This window comes from Janibacter indicus, assembly GCF_900176385.1.
GTDB lineage: Bacteria > Actinomycetota > Actinomycetes > Actinomycetales > Dermatophilaceae > Janibacter > Janibacter indicus.
In genome coordinates this window covers 106,954-129,108 of sequence record NZ_FWXN01000008.1, presented here as the reverse complement: position 1 = coordinate 129,108, position 22,155 = coordinate 106,954, and the positions used below count along the sequence as shown (strand labels likewise).

At 71.8% G+C, this 22,155-nt stretch carries 24 protein-coding genes and 1 pseudogene; 14 read left to right on the top strand and 11 right to left on the bottom strand.

Annotated elements, in window-relative coordinates:
• Nucleotides 1-38 precede the first annotated feature (38 nt).
• From B9B60_RS11065 to B9B60_RS11050, 4 genes are read left to right on the top strand one after another with little or no spacing between them, the layout of a single operon-like run.
• Entirely contained in the window at nt 39-812 is a 774-nt protein-coding gene (locus B9B60_RS11065; protein WP_143445547.1) for a hypothetical protein, read from the top strand.
• Between the two features lie 41 nt (nt 813-853).
• On the top strand, nt 854-2,107 hold the full coding sequence (gene mshA, locus B9B60_RS11060; RefSeq protein WP_084451573.1) for a D-inositol-3-phosphate glycosyltransferase: 1,254 nt from the start codon (nt 854-856) through the stop codon (nt 2,105-2,107).
• Nucleotides 2,104-2,628, top strand: coding sequence for a type III secretion system chaperone family protein (locus tag B9B60_RS11055; protein ID WP_084451463.1), 525 nt, complete (start codon nt 2,104-2,106; stop codon nt 2,626-2,628). Before mshA ends, B9B60_RS11055 begins: the two co-directional genes overlap by 4 nt.
• A 22-nt stretch (nt 2,629-2,650) precedes the next feature.
• Nucleotides 2,651-3,385 carry a phosphoglyceromutase gene (locus B9B60_RS11050; RefSeq protein WP_072623549.1) on the top strand — a complete coding sequence of 245 codons (735 nt, stop codon included), beginning with the start codon at nt 2,651-2,653 and terminating at the stop codon, nt 3,383-3,385.
• 3 nt (nt 3,386-3,388) lie between these two features.
• On the opposite strand, the gene phoU is transcribed toward B9B60_RS11050, so the two are convergent.
• Nucleotides 3,389-4,063 carry a phosphate signaling complex protein PhoU gene (gene phoU / locus B9B60_RS11045; protein ID WP_200811213.1) on the bottom strand — a complete coding sequence of 225 codons (675 nt, stop codon included), beginning with the start codon at nt 4,061-4,063 and terminating at the stop codon, nt 3,389-3,391.
• Nucleotides 4,064-4,216: 153 nt separating this feature from the next.
• Here phoU and B9B60_RS11040 point away from each other — a divergent pair, with 153 nt between their 5' ends.
• Both B9B60_RS11040 and B9B60_RS11035 read left to right on the top strand, forming a co-directional pair.
• Nucleotides 4,217-5,428, top strand: coding sequence for a sensor histidine kinase (locus B9B60_RS11040; RefSeq protein WP_084451459.1), 1,212 nt, complete (start codon nt 4,217-4,219; stop codon nt 5,426-5,428).
• Nucleotides 5,428-6,108, top strand: coding sequence for a response regulator transcription factor (locus B9B60_RS11035; RefSeq protein ID WP_072623551.1), 681 nt, complete (start codon nt 5,428-5,430; stop codon nt 6,106-6,108). The genes B9B60_RS11040 and B9B60_RS11035 overlap by 1 nt, the downstream gene beginning before the upstream one ends.
• A 76-nt stretch (nt 6,109-6,184) precedes the next feature.
• Here B9B60_RS11035 and B9B60_RS11030 read toward each other — a convergent pair whose 3' ends face one another.
• Complete coding sequence (locus tag B9B60_RS11030; RefSeq protein ID WP_084451457.1) at nt 6,185-6,700, bottom strand: hypothetical protein; 516 nt, start codon at nt 6,698-6,700, stop codon at nt 6,185-6,187.
• Nucleotides 6,701-6,854: 154 nt separating this feature from the next.
• On the opposite strand from B9B60_RS11030, the gene B9B60_RS11025 reads away from it, so the two are divergent.
• Complete coding sequence (locus B9B60_RS11025; protein ID WP_007927253.1) at nt 6,855-7,337, top strand: CarD family transcriptional regulator; 483 nt, start codon at nt 6,855-6,857, stop codon at nt 7,335-7,337.
• Nucleotides 7,338-7,381: 44 nt separating this feature from the next.
• Complete coding sequence (gene ispD / locus B9B60_RS11020) at nt 7,382-8,050, top strand: 2-C-methyl-D-erythritol 4-phosphate cytidylyltransferase (RefSeq protein ID WP_084451455.1); 669 nt, start codon at nt 7,382-7,384, stop codon at nt 8,048-8,050.
• Nucleotides 8,051-8,071: 21 nt separating this feature from the next.
• Here ispD and B9B60_RS11015 read toward each other — a convergent pair.
• Nucleotides 8,072-8,323, bottom strand: a pseudogene (locus B9B60_RS11015) (pyridine nucleotide-disulfide oxidoreductase); the annotation flags it as partial.
• Between the two features lie 68 nt (nt 8,324-8,391).
• Between B9B60_RS11015 and ispF the strand changes: the two are divergent.
• Complete coding sequence (gene ispF / locus B9B60_RS11010) at nt 8,392-8,904, top strand: 2-C-methyl-D-erythritol 2,4-cyclodiphosphate synthase (RefSeq protein ID WP_084451453.1); 513 nt, start codon at nt 8,392-8,394, stop codon at nt 8,902-8,904.
• On the opposite strand, the gene B9B60_RS11005 is transcribed toward ispF, so the two are convergent.
• Together B9B60_RS11005 and B9B60_RS17200 are read right to left on the bottom strand one after the other, a co-directional pair.
• Nucleotides 8,899-9,597: a type 1 glutamine amidotransferase gene (locus B9B60_RS11005; RefSeq protein WP_159451197.1), complete on the bottom strand. Its 699-nt coding sequence runs from the start codon at nt 9,595-9,597 to the stop codon at nt 8,899-8,901. The two genes, ispF and B9B60_RS11005, sit on opposite strands and share 6 nt — an antisense overlap.
• A complete protein-coding gene (locus B9B60_RS17200; protein WP_159451196.1) occupies nt 9,594-9,746 on the bottom strand; it encodes a hypothetical protein in 153 nt (50 codons plus the stop codon). Before B9B60_RS17200 ends, B9B60_RS11005 begins: the two co-directional genes overlap by 4 nt.
• A 93-nt stretch (nt 9,747-9,839) precedes the next feature.
• On the opposite strand from B9B60_RS17200, the gene B9B60_RS11000 reads away from it, so the two are divergent.
• Both B9B60_RS11000 and B9B60_RS10995 read left to right on the top strand, forming a co-directional pair.
• Entirely contained in the window at nt 9,840-10,928 is a 1,089-nt protein-coding gene (locus B9B60_RS11000) for an S-(hydroxymethyl)mycothiol dehydrogenase (RefSeq protein ID WP_084451449.1), read from the top strand.
• The gene (locus B9B60_RS10995) at nt 10,925-11,554 is read left to right on the top strand and encodes an MBL fold metallo-hydrolase (RefSeq protein ID WP_084451447.1); all 630 of its coding nucleotides are present in this window, start codon (nt 10,925-10,927) and stop codon (nt 11,552-11,554) included. The genes B9B60_RS11000 and B9B60_RS10995 overlap by 4 nt, the downstream gene beginning before the upstream one ends.
• A gap of 3 nt (nt 11,555-11,557) precedes the next feature.
• Here the strand turns inward: B9B60_RS10995 and B9B60_RS10990 are convergent, their stop codons facing one another.
• Both B9B60_RS10990 and B9B60_RS10985 read right to left on the bottom strand, forming a co-directional pair.
• A complete protein-coding gene (locus B9B60_RS10990) occupies nt 11,558-13,594 on the bottom strand; it encodes a hypothetical protein (RefSeq protein ID WP_143445546.1) in 2,037 nt (678 codons plus the stop codon).
• A gap of 95 nt (nt 13,595-13,689) precedes the next feature.
• Nucleotides 13,690-14,361, bottom strand: a complete 672-nt coding sequence (locus B9B60_RS10985) for an ABC transporter ATP-binding protein (RefSeq protein WP_200811212.1) — start codon at nt 14,359-14,361, stop codon at nt 13,690-13,692.
• A gap of 586 nt (nt 14,362-14,947) precedes the next feature.
• On the opposite strand from B9B60_RS10985, the gene cysS reads away from it, so the two are divergent.
• Nucleotides 14,948-16,381 (top strand): cysteine--tRNA ligase, encoded by a 1,434-nt coding sequence (gene cysS, locus B9B60_RS10980; protein WP_084451444.1) that lies wholly within the window; start codon nt 14,948-14,950, stop codon nt 16,379-16,381.
• Nucleotides 16,381-17,334, top strand: coding sequence for a 23S rRNA (guanosine(2251)-2'-O)-methyltransferase RlmB (rlmB, locus tag B9B60_RS10975; protein ID WP_084451443.1), 954 nt, complete (start codon nt 16,381-16,383; stop codon nt 17,332-17,334). The genes cysS and rlmB overlap by 1 nt, the downstream gene beginning before the upstream one ends.
• A 67-nt stretch (nt 17,335-17,401) precedes the next feature.
• On the opposite strand, the gene B9B60_RS10970 is transcribed toward rlmB, so the two are convergent.
• Genes B9B60_RS10970 through B9B60_RS10955 form a run of 4 tightly spaced genes read right to left on the bottom strand, consistent with a single transcriptional unit; the run spans nt 17,402 to nt 21,585 of the window.
• Entirely contained in the window at nt 17,402-18,094 is a 693-nt protein-coding gene (locus tag B9B60_RS10970; RefSeq protein WP_084451442.1) for an RDD family protein, read from the bottom strand.
• Nucleotides 18,091-19,374 carry a DUF4032 domain-containing protein gene (locus B9B60_RS10965; protein WP_407656478.1) on the bottom strand — a complete coding sequence of 428 codons (1,284 nt, stop codon included), beginning with the start codon at nt 19,372-19,374 and terminating at the stop codon, nt 18,091-18,093. Before B9B60_RS10965 ends, B9B60_RS10970 begins: the two co-directional genes overlap by 4 nt.
• Nucleotides 19,375-19,394: 20 nt before the next feature.
• Nucleotides 19,395-20,147: a trehalose-phosphatase gene (gene otsB, locus B9B60_RS10960; RefSeq protein WP_084451440.1), complete on the bottom strand. Its 753-nt coding sequence runs from the start codon at nt 20,145-20,147 to the stop codon at nt 19,395-19,397.
• Nucleotide 20,148: 1 nt separating this feature from the next.
• Nucleotides 20,149-21,585 carry an alpha,alpha-trehalose-phosphate synthase (UDP-forming) gene (locus tag B9B60_RS10955; RefSeq protein ID WP_084451439.1) on the bottom strand — a complete coding sequence of 479 codons (1,437 nt, stop codon included), beginning with the start codon at nt 21,583-21,585 and terminating at the stop codon, nt 20,149-20,151.
• A gap of 88 nt (nt 21,586-21,673) precedes the next feature.
• Between B9B60_RS10955 and B9B60_RS10950 the strand changes: the two genes are divergently transcribed.
• Nucleotides 21,674-22,102: a CBS domain-containing protein gene (locus B9B60_RS10950; protein WP_084451571.1), complete on the top strand. Its 429-nt coding sequence runs from the start codon at nt 21,674-21,676 to the stop codon at nt 22,100-22,102.
• The last annotated feature ends 53 nt before the right edge of the window (nt 22,103-22,155 follow it).

The window sequence follows — 22,155 nt, the reverse complement described above, 5'->3', positions numbered from 1 at the left end:
CCGGCAGCGTAGGCGGTCCCCGTCACTAGGCTGACGGCGTGTGGCACCCCGACCGACGCGTGAGCCGGAGCATGGTGGCGCTCGTCGTGTCGCTGTGCGGGGCGCTCGCCCTGGCCGCCGTCACCTGGGTGCCGCCGGCGCTCGGCCGTGACTCGGGGCTGCGGCCGGTCCAGCCCGGACTGCTCGTCGTCGCGCCCGAAGCCGCGGGCGTGGTGACCCTCGGCAGGGGCCGGGCGGTCCAGCTCGACGACAGTGGCCTGCGGGTCACTCACCGCGGTGACCGGCTCCTGCGCACCGTGCGCATGGGCTCGCCCGTCTCTGCGCTCCTCGGCCGCGTCGAGGGCCGAGGGGAGCAGCGCCGCGAGGAGGTCACCCACACGCTGGCCGACCTCGAGATCGACCGGCTGGCGATCCGTCCCGGCGAGGCCACGTGGTCGGGCCGGCTCACCGGCGACGACCGCGAGCTCCCGATCACCCTCACCGTGCGTCTCGAGGGCCTGCACGTCACCCTCACGGCCGAGGCGAGGGGAGCCGACGCCCTCGTCGTGCACTCCCACCAGGAGCTGGCCACCCGTGGACTCGGGTCCGGGCTGCCCGAGCGGCTGCTGCGGCAGCGGGCGTGGTGGGTCGGCAGCGGCCCCGGCCCGGTCACCGAGGCCTACTCGACGAGTCTCGGGACCCTCGTCGGGGTCGGGCCGCGGGGCAGCGCACGCGGTGTCGACCTGCGTCGGATGGGTCACACGGACCTGCACGTCTGGTCGTCATCGGCGACAGTGACGGTGACGAGCTATCGGAGGATGGTGGAGGAGTGAGCGAGCACAGCGCAGGCACGCGCGGGATCCGGCGGGTGGCGATGGTCAGCGTCCACACCTCGCCGCTGGCCCAGCCCGGCACCGGCGACGCCGGCGGTCTCAACGTCTACGTCGTCGAGTCCGCGCGCGAGCTGGCGGCGCGCGGCGTCGAGGTCGAGATCTTCACCCGGCGCACGGCCGTCGGCCTGCCCGACGTCGTCGAGATGCTGCCCGGGGTGACGGTGCGGCACGTCGACGCCGGCCCCTACGAGGGCTTGGTCAAGGAGGACCTGCCGGGGCAGCTGTGCGCCTTCGCCGCCGGGATGATGCGCGAGATCGCCCGCGTCCCCCCGGGGCACTACGACGTCGCGCACTCGCACTACTGGCTCTCCGGCCAGGTCGGCTGGCTCGTCGCCGAGCGCTGGCAGGTGCCCCTCGTCCACACGATGCACACGATGGCCCGGGTCAAGAACCGCCAGTTGGCCGCCGACGACGTCCCCGAGCCCCCGGGCCGGGAGATCGGCGAGGCCCAGGTCGTCGAGATCGCCGACCGGCTCGTCGCCAACACCGAGCGCGAGGCGAGCGAGCTCGTCGGCTACTACGACGCCGACCCCGACCGGGTGGTCGTCGTGCCCCCAGGCGTCGACCTCGACCTCTTCGTGCCGGGGGAGCAGCGCGCGGCCCGGGCCCGGCTCGGGCTCGCCGACGACGCCGTCGTGCTGCTCTTCGTCGGCCGGATCCAGCCGCTCAAGGCGCCCGACGTGCTCGTGCGGGCGGCGGCCGAGCTGCTCGAGCGCCGGCCCGAGCTGCGCGAGCGGCTCGTCGTCGCGGTCCTCGGCGGGGCCTCCGGGCGCGGCCTGACCGCCCCCGACCGGCTCGAGCGTCTCGGCGAGGAGCTCGGGGTGGCCGACGTGCTGCACCTCGCCGCGCCGGTGAGCCGCACCCGCCTGGCCGACTGGTACCGCGCGGCCGACCTCGTCACCGTGCCCTCCTACACCGAGTCCTTCGGCCTCGTCGCCGTCGAGGCGCAGGCCTCCGGCGCGGTCGTCCTCGCCGCCGACGTCGGTGGTCTGCCCACGGCGGTCGGTGATGCCGGGGTCCTCGTGCCGGGCCACGACCCGAGCACGTGGGCCGACGAGCTCCTGGCCGTCCTCGACGACCCCGACCGGGCGGCCGACCTGCGTCGCCGGGCGCGCGCGCACGCCGAGGGCTTCGGCTGGGCGAGCACCGTCGACCGGCTCCTCGACGTCTACGCCGGCGCGGTCGCCGAGCGCGCCGCGACCCTGACACCCGACCCCCTGGAGGTGGCCCGATGACCGAGCAGACCGACCGAGAGCAGGCCCTGGCCGTCGTGCGGCGCACCGTCGAGGACGCCGACCTCGAGCACGAAGGGGGTGCCCGCGACGGTGAGCTCGTCGTCACCCTGCCGGGGGAGAAGAAGCTCAAGACCGTCGTCTCTCTCCTCGTCGGCGAGCAGGCCCTGTCGGTCTCGGCCTTCGTCATCCGCAATGCGGACGAAAACCACGAGGAGTTCTACCGACACCTGCTGCGGCGCAACCTGCGGATGCCGCTGCTCGCCTACTCGATCGACGCCTCGGGCGACGTCTACGTCGGCGGGCGGATCCCCCTTCGCGCGGTGACGGAGGAGCTCGTCGACCAGGTGCTCGGCGTGGTCCTCGACGCCGCCGACGCGCCCTTCAACGAGCTGCTGCTGCTCGGCTTCCGCAGCTCCATGCAGAAGGAGTGGGACTGGCGGGTCTCGCGCGGTGAGTCCCTGCGCAACCTCGAGGCCTTCCGGTCCGTCCTGGAGCACACGGACGGGTCAACGCCGGAGTGAGCGGCGTCGATACGCTGGCCCCATGTCGACTCTGATCCTGCTGCGCCACGGCCGTTCCGACTGGAACGAGAAGAACCTCTTCACCGGATGGGTCGATGTCGACCTCATCGACAAGGGCCGCGAGGAGGCCGTCCGCGGCGGCCGCCTCATCAAGGAGTCCGGTCTGCTCCCGGACGTCGTGCACACCTCGGTACTGCGCCGGGCGATCACCACCGCCAACCTCGCGCTCGACGCGGCCGACCGTCACTGGATCCCGGTGCGTCGCGACTGGCGTCTCAACGAGCGCCACTACGGCGCCCTGCAGGGCCTGGACAAGGCCGCGACCCGCGACAAGTACGGCGACGAGCAGTTCATGCTCTGGCGGCGCAGCTTCGACACCCCGCCCCCGGCCATCGAGCCCGACGACGAGTACGCCCAGACCGACGACCCGCGCTACGCCGACCTGCCGGAGGTCCCGCGCACCGAGTGCCTCAAGGACGTCATCGCGCGGCTCATGCCCTACTGGGAGGGCCCGATCCGCGAGGACCTGGCCGCCGGTCGGACCGTCCTGGTCACCGCGCACGGCAACTCGCTGCGCGCCCTGGTCAAGCACCTCGACGGCATCAGCGACGAGGACATCGCCGGCCTGAACATCCCGACGGGCATGCCGCTCGTCTACGACCTCGGCGAGGACTTCATGCCGACCCGGCCGGCCGAGTACCTCGACCCCGAGGCCGCGGCCGCCGAGGCGGCCGCGGTGGCCAACCAGGGCCGCTGACGGTCACGCCCGCTCGGACTCCTCCGGCAGCTCGATCGACCCGGCGTCGCCGGTGACGAGGAAGCCGACGCGGCGGGCGACGGTGACGGCGTGGTCGCCGAAGCGCTCGTAGTAGCGGCTGAGCAGGGCGACGTCGACGGCGCTCGTCGTGCCGTGCTGCCAGGCACCCTCCGCCAGACGGGTGAACATCTCGCGGTGGTGGGCGTCGAGCGCGTCGTCGACGTTTTCGATGTCGCGCGCTTGGGTGAGGTCCTGGGAGCGGATGACCTCGCCGACGCGACGGACGAGGTCCTCGGCGATCCGGCCCATGTCGGCGAAGGTCTCGCGCAGCTCGTCCGGGAGTGCGTGCTCGGGGTAGCGCATGCGCGCGACCTGGGCGACGTGCCGGGCGAGGTCCCCCATCCGCTCGAGGTCGCCCGACATGCGCATCGACGCGACGACGGTGCGCAGGTCGCTGGCGACCGGCGCCTGACGGGCGAGGAGGTCGACCGAGCGGGCGTCGAGGTCGTTGCGCCGGGCGTCGACAGCCTTGTCGCCCTCGATGACGCGGTCGGCGCGCTGGACGTCGGCGTCGAGCAGGGCCCGGGTCGAGTCGCTGATGGCCGCGGCGACCAGCTCGGAGAGTGCGACGAGATCGCTGGCGATCTGCTCGAGCTCGTCGTGGAACAGCTGACGCATGGCGTCCCCTTCGCTGGTGTGGCAGAGATCCAACGGACTGTGTACGCCGAACGGGTGAACGCCTGCAAGCGCGCAGGTGAACATCGCGGGTGCGCGTCTCGGCGGTCACGGCCCGGTCCCAGCATGCCCGACCGGAGAAGTACTCTCGGTGACGTGGAGCCAACGACCGCGGCAATTCTCGGGGGTGCTGCCGGGCTGCTCATCGCCTTCCTCGTGTGGGCTGCGATCACGATGAGCGACCGGGAGCGGGCCATCGCGCCGGAGCCCGAGCCCGAGGTGCCCCGAGGCGTCGGTGACGTCCTCGCCGTGCTCCGCTCGTCGGGGGTCGTCCTCGACCACGACGGGCGGGTCGTCACCAGCTCCCCGGCGGCCGTGACCTACGGTCTGGTGCGCCACGGACGGCTCGTCCACCCGGCGATCCAGACGATGGTCGAGCAGGTCGCCCGCGACGGCGTGATCCGTGAGCGGGACCTCGACATCGACCGGCCGGGCATGACGACCACCTCCTACGTCGCCGCCCGCGTGGCGCCGCTCGGCGTGCGCCACCTCCTGCTGCTCGTCGACGACCAGTCCCAGGGGCGCCGGGTCGAGGAGACCCGCCGTGACTTCGTGGCCAACGTCAGCCACGAGCTGAAGACCCCCGTCGGCGGCATCTCCCTGCTCGCCGAGGCGGTCATGGACGCCAAGGACGACCCGGAGGCCGTCGACCGCTTCGCGCGGCGCATGCAGGGCGAGGCCACCCGTCTGTCGAGCCTGATCCGCGAGATCGTCGAGCTCTCCCGGCTCCAGGGCACGCCCGTGCTGCAGGACCCCGCGCTCGTTGACGTCGAGGACGTCGTCGCCCTCGCCTTGGAGCACCTGCGGCTCGAGGCCGGGGCCAAGGACATCACCCTGACCGACAAGGTCGCCGAGGAGCTCTACGTCCGGGGCGACCAGGACATGCTCGTCACGGCTGTGCGCAACCTCGTCGGCAATGCCATCTCCTACTCCGACCCGGGCACCGCGGTCGGCGTCGGGGCGCGGCTGCACGACGGCACCATCGAGATCGCCGTGACCGACCAGGGGCCGGGGATCCCCGAGCCGGAGCAGACGCGCATCTTCGAGCGCTTCTACCGCATGGACGCCGCCCGCTCGCGCGCCACCGGGGGGACCGGCCTCGGGCTGTCGATCGTCAAGCACATCTGCGCCAACCACGGGGGCGACGTGCGCGTGTGGAGCGACGGCGCGCACGGCTCGACCTTCACCATCCGCCTGCCCATGGCGCCCGAGACCCTCGAGGCGCTCGAGGCCGCCGGCTCGTCGGAGCCCACCTCCGACTCCCACACCGACCCCACTCCACCACCCCTCACAAAGGAGCCCCGCTGATGACACGCATCCTCGTGGTCGAGGACGAGGTGTCCTTCTCGGACCCCCTGTCGTACCTGCTGAGCAAGGAGGGATACGACGTCGAGGTCGCCGAGACCGGACCCGACGCCATCACCGCCTTCGACTCCGAGGGTGCCGACCTGGTCCTGCTCGACCTGATGCTGCCCGGCCTCTCCGGCATCGACGTCTGCCGGGCGATCCGGCAGAAGTCCAACGTGCCGGTCATCATGCTCACGGCCAAGGACGGCGAGATCGACAAGGTCGTCGGCCTCGAGATCGGCGCCGACGACTACGTCACCAAGCCCTACAGCTCGCGCGAGCTGCTCGCCCGGATCAAGGCGGTGCTGCGGCGCAACAACGAGCCCGAGGAGCTGCTGCCGTCCACCATCGAGGGCGGTCCGGTCCGCATGGACGTCGACCGGCACGTCGTGGCCGTCGACGGCACCCAGGTCTCGCTGCCGCTCAAGGAGTTCGAGCTGCTCGAGATGCTGCTGCGCAATGTCGGTCGGGTGCTCACCCGCGTGCAGCTCATCGACCGGGTCTGGGGCAGCGACTACGTCGGCGACACCAAGACGCTCGACGTCCACATCAAGCGGCTGCGGGCCAAGGTCGAGCCCGACCCGGCCAAGCCGGTGCACATCGTCACCGTCCGCGGCCTGGGCTACAAGTTCGAGGCCTGACCTCCCTTCGCCCGGACACGCGTGAGGCCGGCACCCGCTCGGGGTGCCGGCCTCACGTCGTGGTCGGGGTGGGGCCTCAGTGGCCGCCGGACTCCTCCGACTCCTCGTGGGTCTCGGTCGGGGTGGGGGTCCAGCCCTCGGGGGCGTCGTCCTCGTAGTAGCCCGCGGGGTCGAGCACCGGGACGCTCACCGGGGTGGTCGACCCGCCGGTGCTGATCTCGACCTCGGTCATGTCGCCCGGGCCGGCCTCGAGGCCCTCGAGCGTCAGCTTGTCGTCGTCGCTGAGGTTGACCAGGCGGTGGGCCGGGACCTCGGCCTCGACCTTGGCGTCACCGGCGCTGAGGGTGAAGGTCAGGTCCTCGCCCGAGGTGTTCTCGACGACGCCGGTGACCGTCGCGTCACCGCCGGCCTCGCCGCTGACGAGCGCGAGGTTGTTGACGTGGACGTCGTCCAGCTCGACCGCGACACCGTCGGAGATCGACTGCGTCTTGGAGGTCTGGAAGGGGGAGTTGACCGAGCAGCCTGCGGTGCCGGCGGCGAGCAGGGCCGCCAGGGCCACGGCGGGGGTGCGGGTGAGGAGATGGCGCTTCACGGGCGACAGCCTAGCGGGGGCGTGCGCGTGGGATGCGCCGGGCCACGCTCGTACTCTCCACGCGCGCGCGAGAGGGCATTGTGGCGGGGTGGAGGACTGTGCGACGTACGACACGCCGTGATAATCTGGAGGTCGCGAAAGGGGAAATCTCCACATGGTTTTCAAGGTCGGCGAGACGGTCGTGTACCCCCACCACGGGGCTGCTCTGATCGAAGAGATCAAGATTCGAAAGATCAAGGGCGAGGACAAGCAGTACCTCAAGCTCAAGGTGGCCCAGGGTGACCTGACCATCGAGGTGCCCGCAGAGAACTGCGACCTCGTGGGTGTCCGCGACGTCGTGGGCAAGGAGGGTCTGGACCGCGTCTTCGAGGTGCTGCGCACCCCGCACGCGGAGGAGCCGACCAACTGGTCGCGCCGCTACAAGGCCAACCTCGAAAAGCTGGCCTCCGGTGACGTCATCAAGGTGGCCGAGGTCGTGCGCGACCTGTGGCGCCGCGAAAAGGACCGCGGCCTCTCGGCCGGCGAGAAGCGCATGCTGGCCAAGGCCCGCCAGATCCTCGTCTCCGAGCTCGCGCTCGCGGAGAAGACGGACGAGGACAAGGCCGAGGTCATCCTCGACGAGGTCCTCGCGTCCTGAACGACTCGCTGCTGACGCAGTCCGACGCCCACACCGATCGCGGTGTGGGCGTCGTCGTGGTGGCCGCCGGGTCGGGGACCCGGCTCGGGGCCGAGCGGCCCAAGGCCTTCGTCGAGGTCGTCGGCACGACGATCCTCGAGCGGGCGGTGGCCGGAGTGCTCGAGGCCGCCGTCGACGAGCTCGTCGTCGTCGTGCCCGAGGACCTGGTGGCCGAGGCGACCGGGCTCGTCGACCCCCTTCGCCCCGAGGGTGTCGACGTCACGGTCGTCGCCGGTGGTGCCGAGCGCACCGACTCGGTCGCGGCCGGTCTGGGGGCGCTCAGCGATGCCGTCTCCGTCGTCCTCGTCCATGATGCGGCGCGCTGCCTGACCCCGGTCGTCGTCTTCGAGCGGGTGCTGGCCGCCGTGGCCGCCGGTGCTACCGGGGCGATCCCCGGGGTGCCCGTGGTCGACACGATCAAGGTCGTCGATGCCGGCGGGGTCATCACCGCGACCCCGCTGCGCGATTCGCTGCGCGCGGTGCAGACCCCGCAGGGGTTCGACCGGGCGGTGCTCACCGCTGCCCACGCCTCCGGCGCCGCGGCGACCGACGACGCCGCCCTCGTCGAGGCGCTCGGCCACGACGTGATCGTCGTCGAGGGCGACCCTCTCGGGCTGAAGATCACGACCGTCGACGACCTGGCGCGCGCTGAGCGGCTTCTCTCCGACCACTGACGCCATCGAGTCTGCATTGCCCTACGGCAATGCAGGGCCGGTGCCGGCCAGGTGGGCGCGCACGGCCAGGGCCGCAGCGCGTCCGGCGCGGTTGCCGCCGATCGTGCTCGCCGACGGCCCGTAACCGACGAGTTGCACCCGCGGGTCCGCCGCGGCCGTCACCGAGGTCTGCACGTCGCGCGATCCCGGCAGCAGCGCGATGCCGCCCTCCGGGCTGCGCAGACCCAGCGGCGCGAGGTGTCGCACGGCGGGGCGGAAGCCGGTCGCCCACAGTCGAAGGGGGTCACGCTGCGTCCAACGCAGGTACGGCCGTGGTTGATCCCGGCTGCGAGACTGTCGCCATGAGCGCACACGAGCTGACCGGGCTGCCGCGCACCGGGATCGGTGTCGACGTCCACGCCTTCGCCGCGCCCGACTCCGGGCGTGAGCTGTGGGTCGGCGGGCTGCTGTGGCCGGGTGAGGTCGGGCTCGAGGGGCACTCCGACGCCGACGTCGCCTGCCACGCGGCGTGCGATGCGCTCTTCGCCGCGGCGGGCATCGGTGACCTCGGCCAGCACTTCGGCACCGGTCGCCCGGAGTTCGAGGGAGCCTCCGGCACAAGGCTGCTCGCCGAGGCCGCCCGTCTCGTGCGCGAGGCGGGCTTCGAGATCGGCAACATCGCCGTCCAGGTCATCGGCAACCGGCCGAAGATCGGCACCCGACGTGACGAGGCCCAGCAGGTGATGTCCGCGGCCTGTGGTGCACCGGTCAGCCTGAGCGGCACGACGACCGACGGGCTCGGGCTCACCGGCCGGGGAGAGGGCGCCGCGGCCGTGGCCACCGCCCTCGTCGTCGCGGTCGCCCAGGAGTCATAGGCGCGCGGCGAAGGCCTCGGTCACCGGGCGCCAGGCGGCCTCGATGGCCGGCTGCGCATCACGGACGGCGGCCAGTGCCGCGGGCAGGTCGATGCCCTCGACGCCCGGGGTCCCCGAGTCCGAGACCGCCCACGCGGTGACGATGACGAGGTCGGCCTCGGGGTGGCCCTGCACGCCCCAGACCGTCGGGGCCAGCCGGGCGAGCAGCAGGTCGCCGCGCTCGTTGTCGGCGAGGGCGACCCCGCCCTCGGGCAGCCGGGTGACGATGTCGTCGTTCCACTGCGGCACCGGCGCGCCGGCCGCGCCGGCGAGGACCGCGTCGGTGGCGAGCTGCGGGGTCTCGTCGACGGTGAGCACGCCGACGGTCCGGCCACCGGGGTTGCGCCCGACCTCGCCGCCGAGCGCGACGGCCGCGAGCTGGTGCCCGAGGCAGATGCCCAGGGTGGGCGTGCCCCCCTTCGCCGCGGTGCTGATGAGGTCACGCACGGCCGGCAGCCACGGGGCCACCTCGTCGTCGCGGCAGCCCATCTGGCCGCCGAGCACGAGCAGGCCGTCGTGGCCCGACAGGTCGGTGGGCAGCGCCTCGCCGGCGTAGGGCCGACGCACGTCGAGGTCGACCCCGGCGTCGCGCAGCCATGTCCCGACCCGGCCGGGCGGGCAGGTCGTCTGGTGCTGGACGACGAGCAGGCTCATCGCGACCTGCCCTGCGTGCCGCGGCCGCCCGAGACGGCGCCGGCGGCGAGGAGCGCGGCGACGCCGTCGATGACGAGTGCCGCGACGGCCAACGGAGCGGCCCATCCCACCTGCGTGATCAGGTGACGGAAGGCGACGTCGAGTCCCATGGGCCGACCCTATGTCGCGGTCGTCACGTGATGGGCCAAGATAGGGGCGTGAGAGCCGGGCCACCGGTCTCCGCCAAGCGAAGGAGTTGCACCGTGCCGCAGACCGTCAAGGCAGTCATCGCTCGTTCGAAGGGAGCCGATGTCGAGCTCGTCGACATCGTCGTGCCCGACCCGGGCCCGGGTGAGGCCGTGGTCAAGGTCCAGTCGTGCGGGGTGTGCCACACCGACCTGCACTACCGCGAGGGTGGGATCAACGACGAGTTCCCCTTCCTTCTCGGCCACGAGGCCGCGGGTGTCGTCGAGGCTGTTGGCGAGGGGGTCACCGAGGTGGCGCCCGGTGATTTCGTCATCCTCAACTGGCGAGCGGTGTGCGGTCAGTGCCGCGCGTGCCGCAAGGGCAAGCCGCAGTACTGCTTCGACACGCACAACGCGACCCAGAAGATGACCATCGCCGAGACCGGCGAGGAGCTGACCCCCGCGCTGGGTATCGGCGCCTTCGCCGAGAAGACCCTCGTCGCTGCGGGGCAGTGCACCAAGGTCGACGGGGACGCCGACGCGGCGGCCGTGGGCCTGCTGGGCTGCGGTGTGATGGCCGGCTTCGGTGCCGCGGTCAACACCGGTGAGGTCACTCGTGGTGAGTCGATTGCGGTCATCGGGTGCGGTGGTGTCGGTGATGCGGCGATCGCGGGCGCGAAGGTTGCGGGTGCGACGACGATCATCGCGGTGGACATGGATCCGCGGAAGTTGGAGATCGCCAAGGGCTTCGGTGCCACGCACACCGTGGATGCGAGCACCGAGGACACCGTCGAGCGGGTCCGTGAGCTGACGGGCGGTTTCGGTGCCGATGTCGTCGTCGACGCGGTCGGCCTGCCGCAGACCTACGAGCAGGCCTTCTACGCGCGCGACCTGGCCGGTCGGGTCGTCCTCGTCGGGGTCCCGGCCCCGGACAAGGAGGTCACCCTCCCCATGATCGAGATCTTCGGCCGAGGTGGTGCCCTCAAGTCGAGCTGGTACGGCGACTGCCTGCCGAGCCGCGACTTCCCGATGCTCGTCGACCTCTACCGCCAGGGGCGCTTCGACCTCGACGCCTTCGTCACCGAGCGGATCGGTCTGGGCGACATCGAGTCGGCCTTCGACAAGATGCACTCCGGTGACGTGCTGCGCTCGGTGGTGGTCCTGTGACCGCGCGGGTCGAGCGGGTCGTCACGTCGGGCAACTTCGAGCTCGACGGGGGCTCGTGGGAGGTCGACAACAACGTCTGGCTCGTCGGGGACGACAACGAGGTGCTCGTCATCGACGCAGGCCACGAGGCCGGACCGATCCTCGAGGCGATCGGCGAGCGGACCGTCACGGCGATCGTGTGCACCCACGCGCACAACGACCACGTCAACGCCGCGGCGCAGGTCGCCGAGGCGACGGGCGCGCCGATCCTGGTGCACCCCGACGAGGCGCCGTTGTGGCGGATGACCTACCCGGACCGGGCGCCCGACGGTGCGCTGGCGAACGGCCAGGTCATCACCGTGGCCGGCACCGACCTGACGGTGCTGCACACGCCCGGTCACGCGCCGGGCGCCTGCTGCCTGCACGCCCCCGAGCTCTGGGCCCTCTTCTCCGGGGACACCCTCTTCCAGGGTGGGCCCGGCGCGACGGGTCGCTCGTACTCCGACTTCCCGACGATCGTGGAGTCGATCCGCGACAAGCTGTTGACCCTCCCTTCGGAGACGGTCGTGCACACCGGGCACGGGGACGACACGAGCATCGGCGCGGAAGCCCCGCACGTGCAGGAGTGGCTCGACCGGGGGGAGTGACCCTCACCGCTCTCGTCCGGGGCGCCAGGTCGAAGCGGCCAGGACGATGAGCCGGGTCGAGAGGGCGATCGAGCACAGCGCTGCGACGCAGGCGCCTCCGACGATGACATAGGTCAGCGGGTCGAGTGCGCCGGGGACGTCGATCTTGCGCAGGGTGGGGATCGCCTGGGTCCGGCCCGCGTAGCCTGCGGCAACCCCGGACATGACGAAGGGGAGGCCCGCCGCGATCGTCGTGATCGCGAGCACCCCGCGCCGACGTGGCGCAAAGAGGGCAAGCGCTCCTGCCATCTGGCTGGCCAGATCTCGGGCTGCCCCCAGGCTGCTGAGCACCAAGGCGGCAAGCGCGATGCCGAGTCCAAGGACCGTCATCGGCACGATCCATCGCGCCTGGATGACGTAGCCCTCGCCGGAGCCCCAGTCGTCACCGGGACGGCCAACCTTGGCCAAGCCTCCATCCGCCGCGTTGGACGCCACCGCGAGCTCGCTGAGCCGCACCGTGCCCCCATCCCGTGCGACGACGAGATAGGTACCTGCGTCTTGTGCCACGGGAGCGGAGGAGGCTCGCGTTGTTGCGCCGTCCGGCAACACGAGGGTGGAGGTGAGGGCACGCGCTCTCGGAGTCAGTTCCCCGGGCGAGATCGGCTCGTCGCACGGCAGGTCCACCGCATTGAGGAGCGCGCACTCGCCGACCAGCACATCGTCGCGCACGGCGATGACACCGTAGGTACTCGGCAGGTGATCGTGCCATTCGGCGGTCGGCTGGCCGCGGTACAGCTCAACTTGCGCCACCCCGGGGCCGACCGTCTGGGCGATGCGACGGCCCTCGGCGCCGGGTTCGGTGAGCACGAGAGAGTTTTGAGCTGCCTGGAAGGCAACCGTGCTGATTCCGAGGACCACCAGTGCGAGGACGAAGGCGCGCCGTCCGCCGTTGCTCAACCACGCCCCGGCGACGATGCCAGAGGGGTTGCCGCGCCGCAACGCCCATCGACGCAGGGCAGATCCGATCCCCGTTGTGGCCGCCGCCGCGCTGATCGCCACGGCAGGGACGCAGAGCAGGGCGAAGAACCACGTCAGGATGGCGAAGGCCGTGGCGTTGTCGCGGACCTGCTGGGTGATGGCATAAGAGGCCCACAGGAGGAGAGGGCCGAGGAGGACCAGCCACGATGGCAGCCGCAGGCTGCGTACCGTCGGGCGGTTGCCCTGCATCCGCGATCGACCCATGAGGGCCCACACGATGGTGGTGACCGCCGCGGCCGTGATGGCGATGCCCACGGTGCGGGTCGTGGGGAGAGCCCCCGATGCGAGCTGCGATCCGACGATGGGGACCCGTGGTGAGCTGGCCACCCAGATGCTGACCAGCGCAGCCCCGAGCGCGGCGCCGGTGATCGCGCCCGGGAGGCCGCCCGCGAGACGCGTCCTCCGCCGAAAACCGGGGGGCGATCCGAGGGCCGTCAGGATCAGGTCATGCCGTTGCCGGGGACGGACGCCGGAGTGTGCTGCCGCCGTGACCAGCAGCAGGGCGGGCAGGAGGATCAGGATGATGACCCCGAGGAGCGGGTACGCGAGCCCGAAGATCTGCATGGACTCACCGAAGATGGCCGATCCATTGCCGACCTGCCACGGACTGAATCCAGGGTTGGCCCCAAAGGCCGAGACGACCTGGGTGGGCTTCGCGGGGGTTGCAGGAGCCGCGTAGACGAGGTGCTCGTCGGGAGCCGACAGCCCGTCGGGGGCGATGGTCGACACGACCTTGCCGTAGCGCTGATCGATGTGTTCGTCGGGATGCCGCTCGGCGTAGGCCACGAGGGCCGGGGACAGCGCGACCTCTCCGGGTGCGAGGTCACGCTCGAGACCGGGGGGCATCGGCGCCTCGTCTCCGCGAGCTTGCAGATAGACCACGCTGAACTGGCCGACTCCGGGAAGCTCCGCGAAGTCCGTGGTGATACCCGTCGTCCCCGATTCGAAGGTGGCGGCGTATTGCGGAGCCCGACGCGCATCGCCTGCTGCCCGCACCTCGTACATCCCGTAGGTCGTGGCCACCAGCGCCAACGCAGCGGCGAGGGCACCGCCCGCCGCCAGGGCCCGCCAGAACTCGGCTCGCCACCGGGAGAGTGCCCCATGACCGCCGGGTTTCGTCACCGCTCGCCCTCGGTCGCCGCGGTGGACAGGGTCAGCACCCGATCTGCTCTCTCGGCGACCGCGCGCGAGTGGGTGACGACGAGGAGGGCGCACCCCTGCGAGGCAGGGAGGTCGAAGAGTAGGTCGCTCATCACCTCGGCGTTGCGCTCATCGAGGGACCCGGTGGGCTCGTCGGCCACCACCAACTGCGGTGAATTGATCAGTGCGCGCGCGACGGCGATGCGTTGCCGCTCACCGCCGGAGACGACGGCTGTCGACTGCGCCCCGGTGCGGACCTGGAGCCGCTCCAAGAGCTCCTCGCCACGAGTGCGAGCGTCCGTGGGATCTGTCCCTGCCCACACGCTGGGGAGGAGAACATTTTCCAGGGGAGTCAGGTCGTCGATCAGTTCACCGAACTGGAACACGACCCCCAGGTGGGCCGAGCGGTGAGCGGCGCGCTGCCGGCTACTGAGCTCGGCCCAGTCGGTTCCGAGGACGGACACCTGCCCGTGCGTTGGCGCGAAGAGGCCCAGGACCAGACTCAGCAGAGTCGACTTGCCGCTGCCGCTCTCTCCCATGACTGCTACCGACTCATGGGTGGCGACGTCGAGGTCGAGGCCCTCGAAGAGCGGGGTCGAACGCTTGCCGAACTGGTGTGTTACTGCGCTCATCAGGATGGCTGACGTCACGAAGTCTCCTCGTCGCGATTGATGTGGAGGGGGGCCCGGACCTGCCGTGCCCCCCTCCAGCGTGATTGCACTCAGTACTGCCTGGACGTCCAAGCGCTACAGGGGTCCTTCTGAGCGGGAATCACGAGGCAAGCGCGGATCTGCGTCACGGTTCCGCCGGTCGTGAATTGCAGCACTGTGCCACAGCCCTCGCCGTTGGTCTTTTCAAACACGGTGGACGAGCCGGTGCGCTGCCAGTTGGCCTGTGCACCGCGGCCGTCGCACGATGTGTCATATGCCTTGAGGGTGCTACCGGATGCGGTCACCCGGACCTTATCCGAGTATCGCGCATCCATGTAGGCGTGCGCGGGTGCAGCGAAAAGGACGGCAGCAACCGGTGCCGTGGCGAGGACCCGCCGAATCCTTGTGGACGAAGTGAACATGATCTCCCCAATCTTGGTGCCTTCTTGGCGAAGGCGCGTGAGGCAGATGCTTCCCCAGCAGGGGGGGGCCGCAACTCGAAAGGGGATCTGACCCCCCTTCGCCATCGTGCCTGCGCCCCCGCGCGATAGGGGCGTAGGCTCGCCTGCCCGTTAGCCTTGGCCGTGTGACCCTGCAGCTCTTCGACACCGCCACGCGCACCCAGCGCGACTTCGTGCCCGTGACCCCCGGCCGGGTGGGGATGTACATCTGCGGGCTGACCACCCAGGGCGCGCCGCACATCGGGCACCTGCGGTTCGCCGTCGCCTTCGACGTGCTGCGGCGCTGGCTGGAGCGCGGGCACGGCTACGGCGTGACGCTCGTGCGCAATGTCACCGACATCGACGACAAGATCCTGCGCAAGGCCGCCGAGAGCGGCGAGGACTGGTGGGCGCTCAGCTACCGCAACGAGCGCTACACGACCGAGGCGCTCGAGCTGCTCGGCGTGCTGCCGCCGACCTACGAGCCCCGGGCGACCGGGCACATCACCGAGATGGTCACCCTCGTCGACGAGCTCGTCGAGCGCGGTCACGCCTACCCGGCGGCCGACGGCAGCGGCGACGTCTACTTCGACGTCAAGAGCTGGGCCGACTACGGCGAGCTGTCCAACCAGGGCCTCGACGACATGGTGGCGGCCGAGGACGCCGACCCCCGCGGCAAGCGCGACCCGCGGGACTTCGCGCTGTGGAAGGGCCGCAAGGCCGAGGAGCCGGCCACGGCAAACTGGCCGACCCCCTATGGCGAGGGGCGCCCCGGCTGGCACCTCGAGTGCTCGGCGATGGCCCGCAAGTACCTCGGCGACACCTTCGACATCCACGGCGGCGGCATCGACCTGCGCTTCCCCCACCACGAGAACGAGCAGGCCCAGTCGCGCGCGGCGGGGCTCGGCTTCGCCGGCTACTGGCTGCACAACGGGTGGGTGACGGTCAAGGGCGAGAAGATGGGCAAGTCCCTCGGCAACGCCCTCGAGGTCCAGCAGCTCGTCCAGGAGCACGACCCGCTCACGGTCCGCTACTTCCTCACCGCCGCCCACTACCGCTCGATGATCGAGTACCACCCCGGCTCCCTCGAGGAGGCGGGCGCGGCGGTCGAGCGGATCGCCGGCTTCCTGCGGCGGGCGCTGCCCGGACAGACGGTCGTCGAGGCCGACCCGGCCGTCGAGCTGCCCGCCGACTTCGCCGCGTCGATGGACGACGACCTCGGCGTCGCCGGTGCGCTCGCCGTGATCCACGAGGCCGTCCGCGCCGGCAACACCGCCCTCGACGAAGGGGGCCGGGACGAGGCCGCGGAGATCGCCGCCACGGTCGTCGCGATGACCGACGTCCTCGGGATCAACCCGCTGGCGGGCACGTGGGGCGGTGCCGGTGGCAGCCGCGAGGCCGAGCTCACCGACGCCCTCGATGCGCTCGTCCAGCTGCAGGTCGAGGCCCGGGCCAAGGCCCGCGCGGCCCGCGACTTCGAGACCGCCGACCAGATCCGCGACGCGCTCACCGCCGCGGGCATCACCATCGAGGACACCCCGCGCGGCGCGCGCTGGACCCTCGGCAGGAAGGACCACTGATGGCCGGCAACAGCCAGCGTCGCGGCGCCGTGCGTCGCACCGGATCGAAGAAGGGGGCGCAGGTCGGCTCCGGCGGCCAGCGCCGCCGCGGGCTCGAGGGCAAGGGCCCGACGCCCAAGGCGAGCGAGCGACCCAACCACAAGGCCTACAAGATGTCCAAGGCCGCCGACAAGCGGGCCTCGGGCCGTCCGACGTCGACGCGCAAGAAGTCCGGCTCGACCGAGATGGTCGCCGGGCGCAACTCCGTCCTCGAGGCGCTGCGCACCGAGGTGCCGGTGTCGACGATGTACGTCGCGCACCGCATCGACAGCGACGACCGGGTCAAGGAGTCGCTCACCCTGGCCGCCGAGGCGGGCATCCCGATCATGGAGACGCCGCGGGCCGAGCTCGACCGGCTCACTGACGGCGCGGTGCACCAGGGCCTGGCCCTCCAGGTGCCGCCCTACGACTACGCCCACCCCAAGGACCTCGTCGACTCGCAGATCCCGGGCGTCCCGCTCGTCGTCGCCCTCGACGGCATCACCGATCCGCGCAACCTCGGCGCGATCGTGCGCTCGACCGCGGCCTTCGGCGGGCACGGCGTCGTCGTCCCGGCCCGTCGCAGCGCGGGGATGACCGCGTCGGCGTGGAAGACCTCCGCCGGTGCCGCCGCCCGGATCCCCGTGGCGCAGGCGAGCAACCTCGTGCGTGCGCTCGAGGACTACCGCAAGGCCGGGTTCTTCGTCATCGGCCTGGACATGGACGGTGACGTCGAGCTGCCCGGCCTGGAGCTGGCGACCTCGCCGCTCGTCGTCGTCGTCGGGTCCGAGGGCAAGGGCCTGTCGCGCCTGGTCCGCGAGACCTGCGACCAGATCGTGTCGATCCCGATGAGCAGCAGCGTCGAGTCACTCAACGCCGGCCTCGCCGCCGGCGTCACGCTCTACGAGATCGCCCGGGTACGGGGCGCCGGCTGACCCACCGCCGACATGACCGAAGGGGGCCGCGAGCATGACGCTCGCGGCCCCCTTCGCCCGTGGTGGGTCAGTCCTTGCCGACGTGCACGACGTGCGTCTTGCCGACGATGTCCGCCAGCGTGCGGTCGTCGTCGTCGACGAGCATCCAGATCCAGCTGATGATGCCGGCAACCTGGTGGACGAGCTCGCGCAAGGCGGCCGGGCCGAGCTGCGGGTGCTTGCCGCTCTCGGCGTCGATGACCTTGAGGCCGGTGACCTTCTTGCCGATGCTCTGGCCGGTCTTGGTCACCCGCCACACGCGGTTCCACGCGGCCATGGCGATCGCGGCGAGGAAGGACAGGAAGATCAGCAGGATGCCCAGGCCGACGAGCCCGCCGGACCCGGAGCCGGGCACCTCGCAGGTGCGCGTGTAGTAGACGCCGCAGTCGTAGGTGTCGGGCATGCCGGCGACGATGCACACGATGCCCAGGATCACGGGGATGAAGGCGGCGGCCATGCCGAGCAGGCTGTCGATGATCCCCGGGAGGATCCGGTCACCGAAGCCTGCGGTGCGGCCGTAGCGCTGCTCGACCCAGGCCCGCGACCCCGGCCTGCCCGGGTCACTGCCACCACCCGCTGGGTAGGGCGAAGGGGGACCCGGCTGCGGTGCGCCGGTCGTTGGGGTGGGTGCTCCGGGCGGCGGCGTCGGCGCCCCCTGTGGCGGCGTCGGCGCGCCCTGCGGCGGCTGGCCCGGCAGGCCCCCCTGCGTCGGGTCGGTCATTTCTTCTCTCCCTTGTCGACGACGGGCAGCATCTGGGTGTCGGTCCCCAGGACCGACTGCTCGTCGGGTTTGCTCGGCAGGACCTCTCGCAGGTAGTCGGCGATCGCGTCCTCGATGGGCACATCGTGCCCCACTTTTTCAGCCACGTACCACCGGTGCTCGAGGATCTCGTGGAAGATCTCGGCGGGCTCGAGCTTGGCGCGCAGCTCGGGCGGGATGCGGCGCGAGGTGGGTTCGTAGACCCGGGTGAGCCAGTCGTGGGCCACGAGCGCCTCGTCGTCGCCCTGCCGGTCCATGGCCGCGCGGTAGGAGTCGAGGTCGTTGAGCAGGCGGCGGGCCTGGTTTTCTTCCACGTCGAGACCGGTGAGGCGCAGCAGGCGCCGGCTGTGGTGCCCGGCGTCGACGACCTTGGGCTCGATCCGCAGGTGGGTGCCGTCGAGGTCGGTGGTGATCGCCAGCTCGTCGACGTCGAAGCCCAGGGCGTTGAGCCGGCGGATCCTCTCGTCGACCCGCCAGCGCTCGCCGGCGTCGAACCACTCGTCGCCGGTGAGCTCCTGCCACAGCCCGCGGTAGCGCTCGATGATGTCGTGGGCGATCTCGATGGGGTCGAGCTCCTCCGGCAGGTAGCCGGCCGCGGCGAGGTCCATCATCTCGCCGGCGATGTTGGTCTGGGCCAGGTCGAGGTCGTGCTCGCGCTGCCCGGTGCTCAGCCGGTCGTGCAGCTCGCCGGTCTCGGCGTCGACGAGATAGGCGGAGAAGGCGCCGGCGTCCCGGCGGAAGAGCGTGTTGGACAGCGACACGTCGCCCCAGAAGAACCCGGCCAGGTGCAGCCGGGCGAGGAGGACGGCCAGGGCGTCGGCGAGCCGGACGGCGGTGTCGGCGCGCAGGTTCTGGCTGAAGACGAGGCGGTAGGGCAGGGAGAACTGCAGGTGCCGGGTGACGAGGCAGGCGTCGAGCGGCTGCCCGTCGGCGTCGGTGCGCCCGGTGACGACCGCGAGCGGCTCGACGCACGGCAGGTCGAGGCGGCGCAGCTGCCGCAGCAGGTGGTACTCGTTGCGCGCCAGCTCGGCCTTGATCTCCTTGACCGCGACGATGCCGCCGGACAGGTGGGCGAAGCGCACGACGTGCCGGGAGATGCCGCGGGGCAGCGCGGCGAGCCGGTCGGCGGGCCAGTCCTCGAGGGGGGTCGACCACGGCAGGTCGAGCAGGGCCGGGTCCGGGCGTGCGGCGGAGATGTCGAGTGGCACGGCTCTTCCCTTCGCGGCCCCGGGTGGGCCCATCGACCCAGTGTGCCGCAGCCTCAGGCGCGAAGGGAGGTCAGCGCGGCCAGCACCTCGGGCACCGCGGCGGCGTCGTCGACCCGCACGGCGGCGGCCGTCTCGCCGGGCCCGACCTTGATCCCGAGGTCACCGGCACCGAGCACGGCGAAGGCGTGCTCGTCGGTGACGTCGTCGCCGAGGTAGACGACGGCGTCGGCGTCGAGCTCGGTGGCCAGGGCGCGCAGCGCCGTGCCCTTGTCCGCCTGCAGGACGCTCAGCTCGTGCACGCCCTTGCCCGCGAGGTGCCGCACGCCCTCGGTAGCGGCGGCCTCCTCGGCGATCGCGGCGGCCGTCGGCAGCACCTCGTCGGGCAGGCCGCGCGTGTGCAGCACGACGGCGGTCGGCTTGTGCTCCAGGCGGATCCGCGGATCGCGGGCGGCCACCGCCGCCTCGACCGCGCCGCGCAGCGCGGCGAGCGCGGCGGCGGTGCCGTCGGGCAGGGCCCCGCCGCGGCTGGACTCGGCGCCGTGGCTGCCGATGCGGGTCACGGCCGACCCCGCGAGGCCGGTGAGCTCGTCGAGGGTGGTCAGGTCGCGCCCGGAGACGACCGCCGACCACGTCGCCGGCAGGGCCGCCAGCGAGGTGAGCGACTCCAGGGTGCCCGGCTGCGCCCGGGCGTCCATGGGGTTGAGGACGAAGGGAGCGAGCACCCCGTCGAAGTCGGTGGCCACGAGCAGTCGGGGTGCGGCGGCGACGGCGGCCAGCGCGGTGGTGACCACGTGTGGCAGGGGCACGTCAGGCTCCCTTCGGGCCGGTCTTGTGCGGTGCGGTGTCGAGGTTGGTGAGGAAGCGGTCGGCCCAGCGCTGCACGTCGTTGTCGGCGACGCGGCGGCGCAGGGCCCGCATGAGGCGACGGCGCTCCTTGTCGTCGGTGCGCAGCGCCCGCAGGATCGTCTGCTTCAGCCCCTCGATGTCGTGGGGGTTGCAGACGAAGGACTGGTGCAGCTCGTGCCAGGCCCCGGTGAACTCGCTGAGCACGAGCGCGCCACCGGTGTCGTGCCGGCAGGTGACGTACTCCTTGGCGACGAGGTTCATCCCGTCGCGCAGCGGGGTGACGAGCATGACGTCGGCGGCCTGGAAGAGCGCCGCCATCTCCTCGCGTGGGTAGGACTGGTGGAGGTAGTGCACCGCGGGGGAGCCGAGGGTGCCGTAGGTGCCGTTGATGCGGCCCACGGTCGTCTCGACCTCGGTGCGCAGCCGCTTGTAGGCCTCGACGCGTTCGCGGCTGGGCGTGGCGACCTGGACGAAGGTCACCTCCGGCGGCCGGAGGGTGCCCTCGGCGAGCAGCTCCTCGTAGGCCTTGAGGCGGTGGCGGATCCCCTTGGTGTAGTCGAGCCGGTCGACGCCGAGCATGACCACCTCGGGCTCGCCGAGCGAGGTGCGGATCTGCCGGGCCCGCTCCTGCACGGCCTCGCTGCGGGCCAGCGACTCCAGGTCGGTGTAGTCGATGCTGATCGGCACCGCCGAGGCGCGCACGACCCGCTCGGCGCCGTCGGCGTCGCGGGCGATGACCGTGTCGCCCCGGGTCGCGCGTCCGTCGAGGCGCCGGGCGGCGCGCAGGAAGTTCTGCGCATCGGCGACCCGCTGGAAGCCGAGGTAGTCGGCGCCGAGGAGGCCCTCGATGATCTGCGAGCGCCACGGCAGCTGGGCGAAGAGCTCGACGGGCGGGAAGGGGATGTGGTTGAACCACCCGATGCGCACGTCGGGGCGGCGCCGGCGCACGAGGGCGGGGACCAGCTGGAGCTGGTAGTCGTGGATCCAGACCTTGGCCCCCGGCGCGGCGACCTCGCAGACCGCCTCCGCGAAGCGCTCGTTGACCCGCTCGTAGGCCTGCCACCACTCGCGGTGGAAGTGCGCCGGGACGATGACGTCGTGGTAGATCGGCCAGAGGGTGTCGTTGCTGAACCCCTCGTAGTAGGTCTCGAGCTCCTGCGCGTCGAGCGGCACCGGGTGCAGCCACATGCCGGCCTCGGCGAAGGGGGCGGGAGCCTCTCCCGGTTCGCCGGCCCAGCCGACCCAGGCCCCGTCGCGGCCACGCATCACCGAGTCCATGGCGGTGACGAGCCCGCCGGGGGAGCGGTGCCACTGCGAGCTGCCGTCGGGGGCCACGACCCGGTCGACGGGTAGGCGGTTGGCGGCGATGACGAGGTCGTACGTGCGCTGGTCTGACACGGTGGGCACCCTCCGGAGCTCGATGGCCCCACTCTATGCACCCGGGCTCGTCCTTCCATCCGCGGTCCGGGGCCACTACCGTCGGTACATGAAGATCTCGGACGTACTGCGCAGCAAGGGCACCGACGTCGTGACCGTCGCACCCGAGTCCACCGTCGGCGAGCTCCTCGCGCTCCTCGCGGAGCACCGCATCGGGGCCGTCGTCGTCTCCGCGGGGGAGGGCAGCGTCGACGGAATCGTCTCCGAGCGCGACGTCGTGCGCCGTCTCCACAGCGACGGGCTCGGGGTCCTCGAGGGGCCGGTGAGCGCGATCATGACCGCCGAGGTGCACACCTGCGGCGAGCACGACGACGTGCGGGATCTGGCCGGCGAGATGAGCGACCGTCGCATCCGCCACGTGCCCGTCGTGCGCGACGGCAAGCTCATCGCGATCGTCAGCATCGGTGACATCGTCAAGCAGCGCATCCGCGACCTCGCCGCCGAGCGCGACCAGCTCGAGGCCTACATCACCCAGTAACGATCCGGTCGCCACAGCGCGCACACAGGAGGTGCTCCGACATCTCCCAAGGA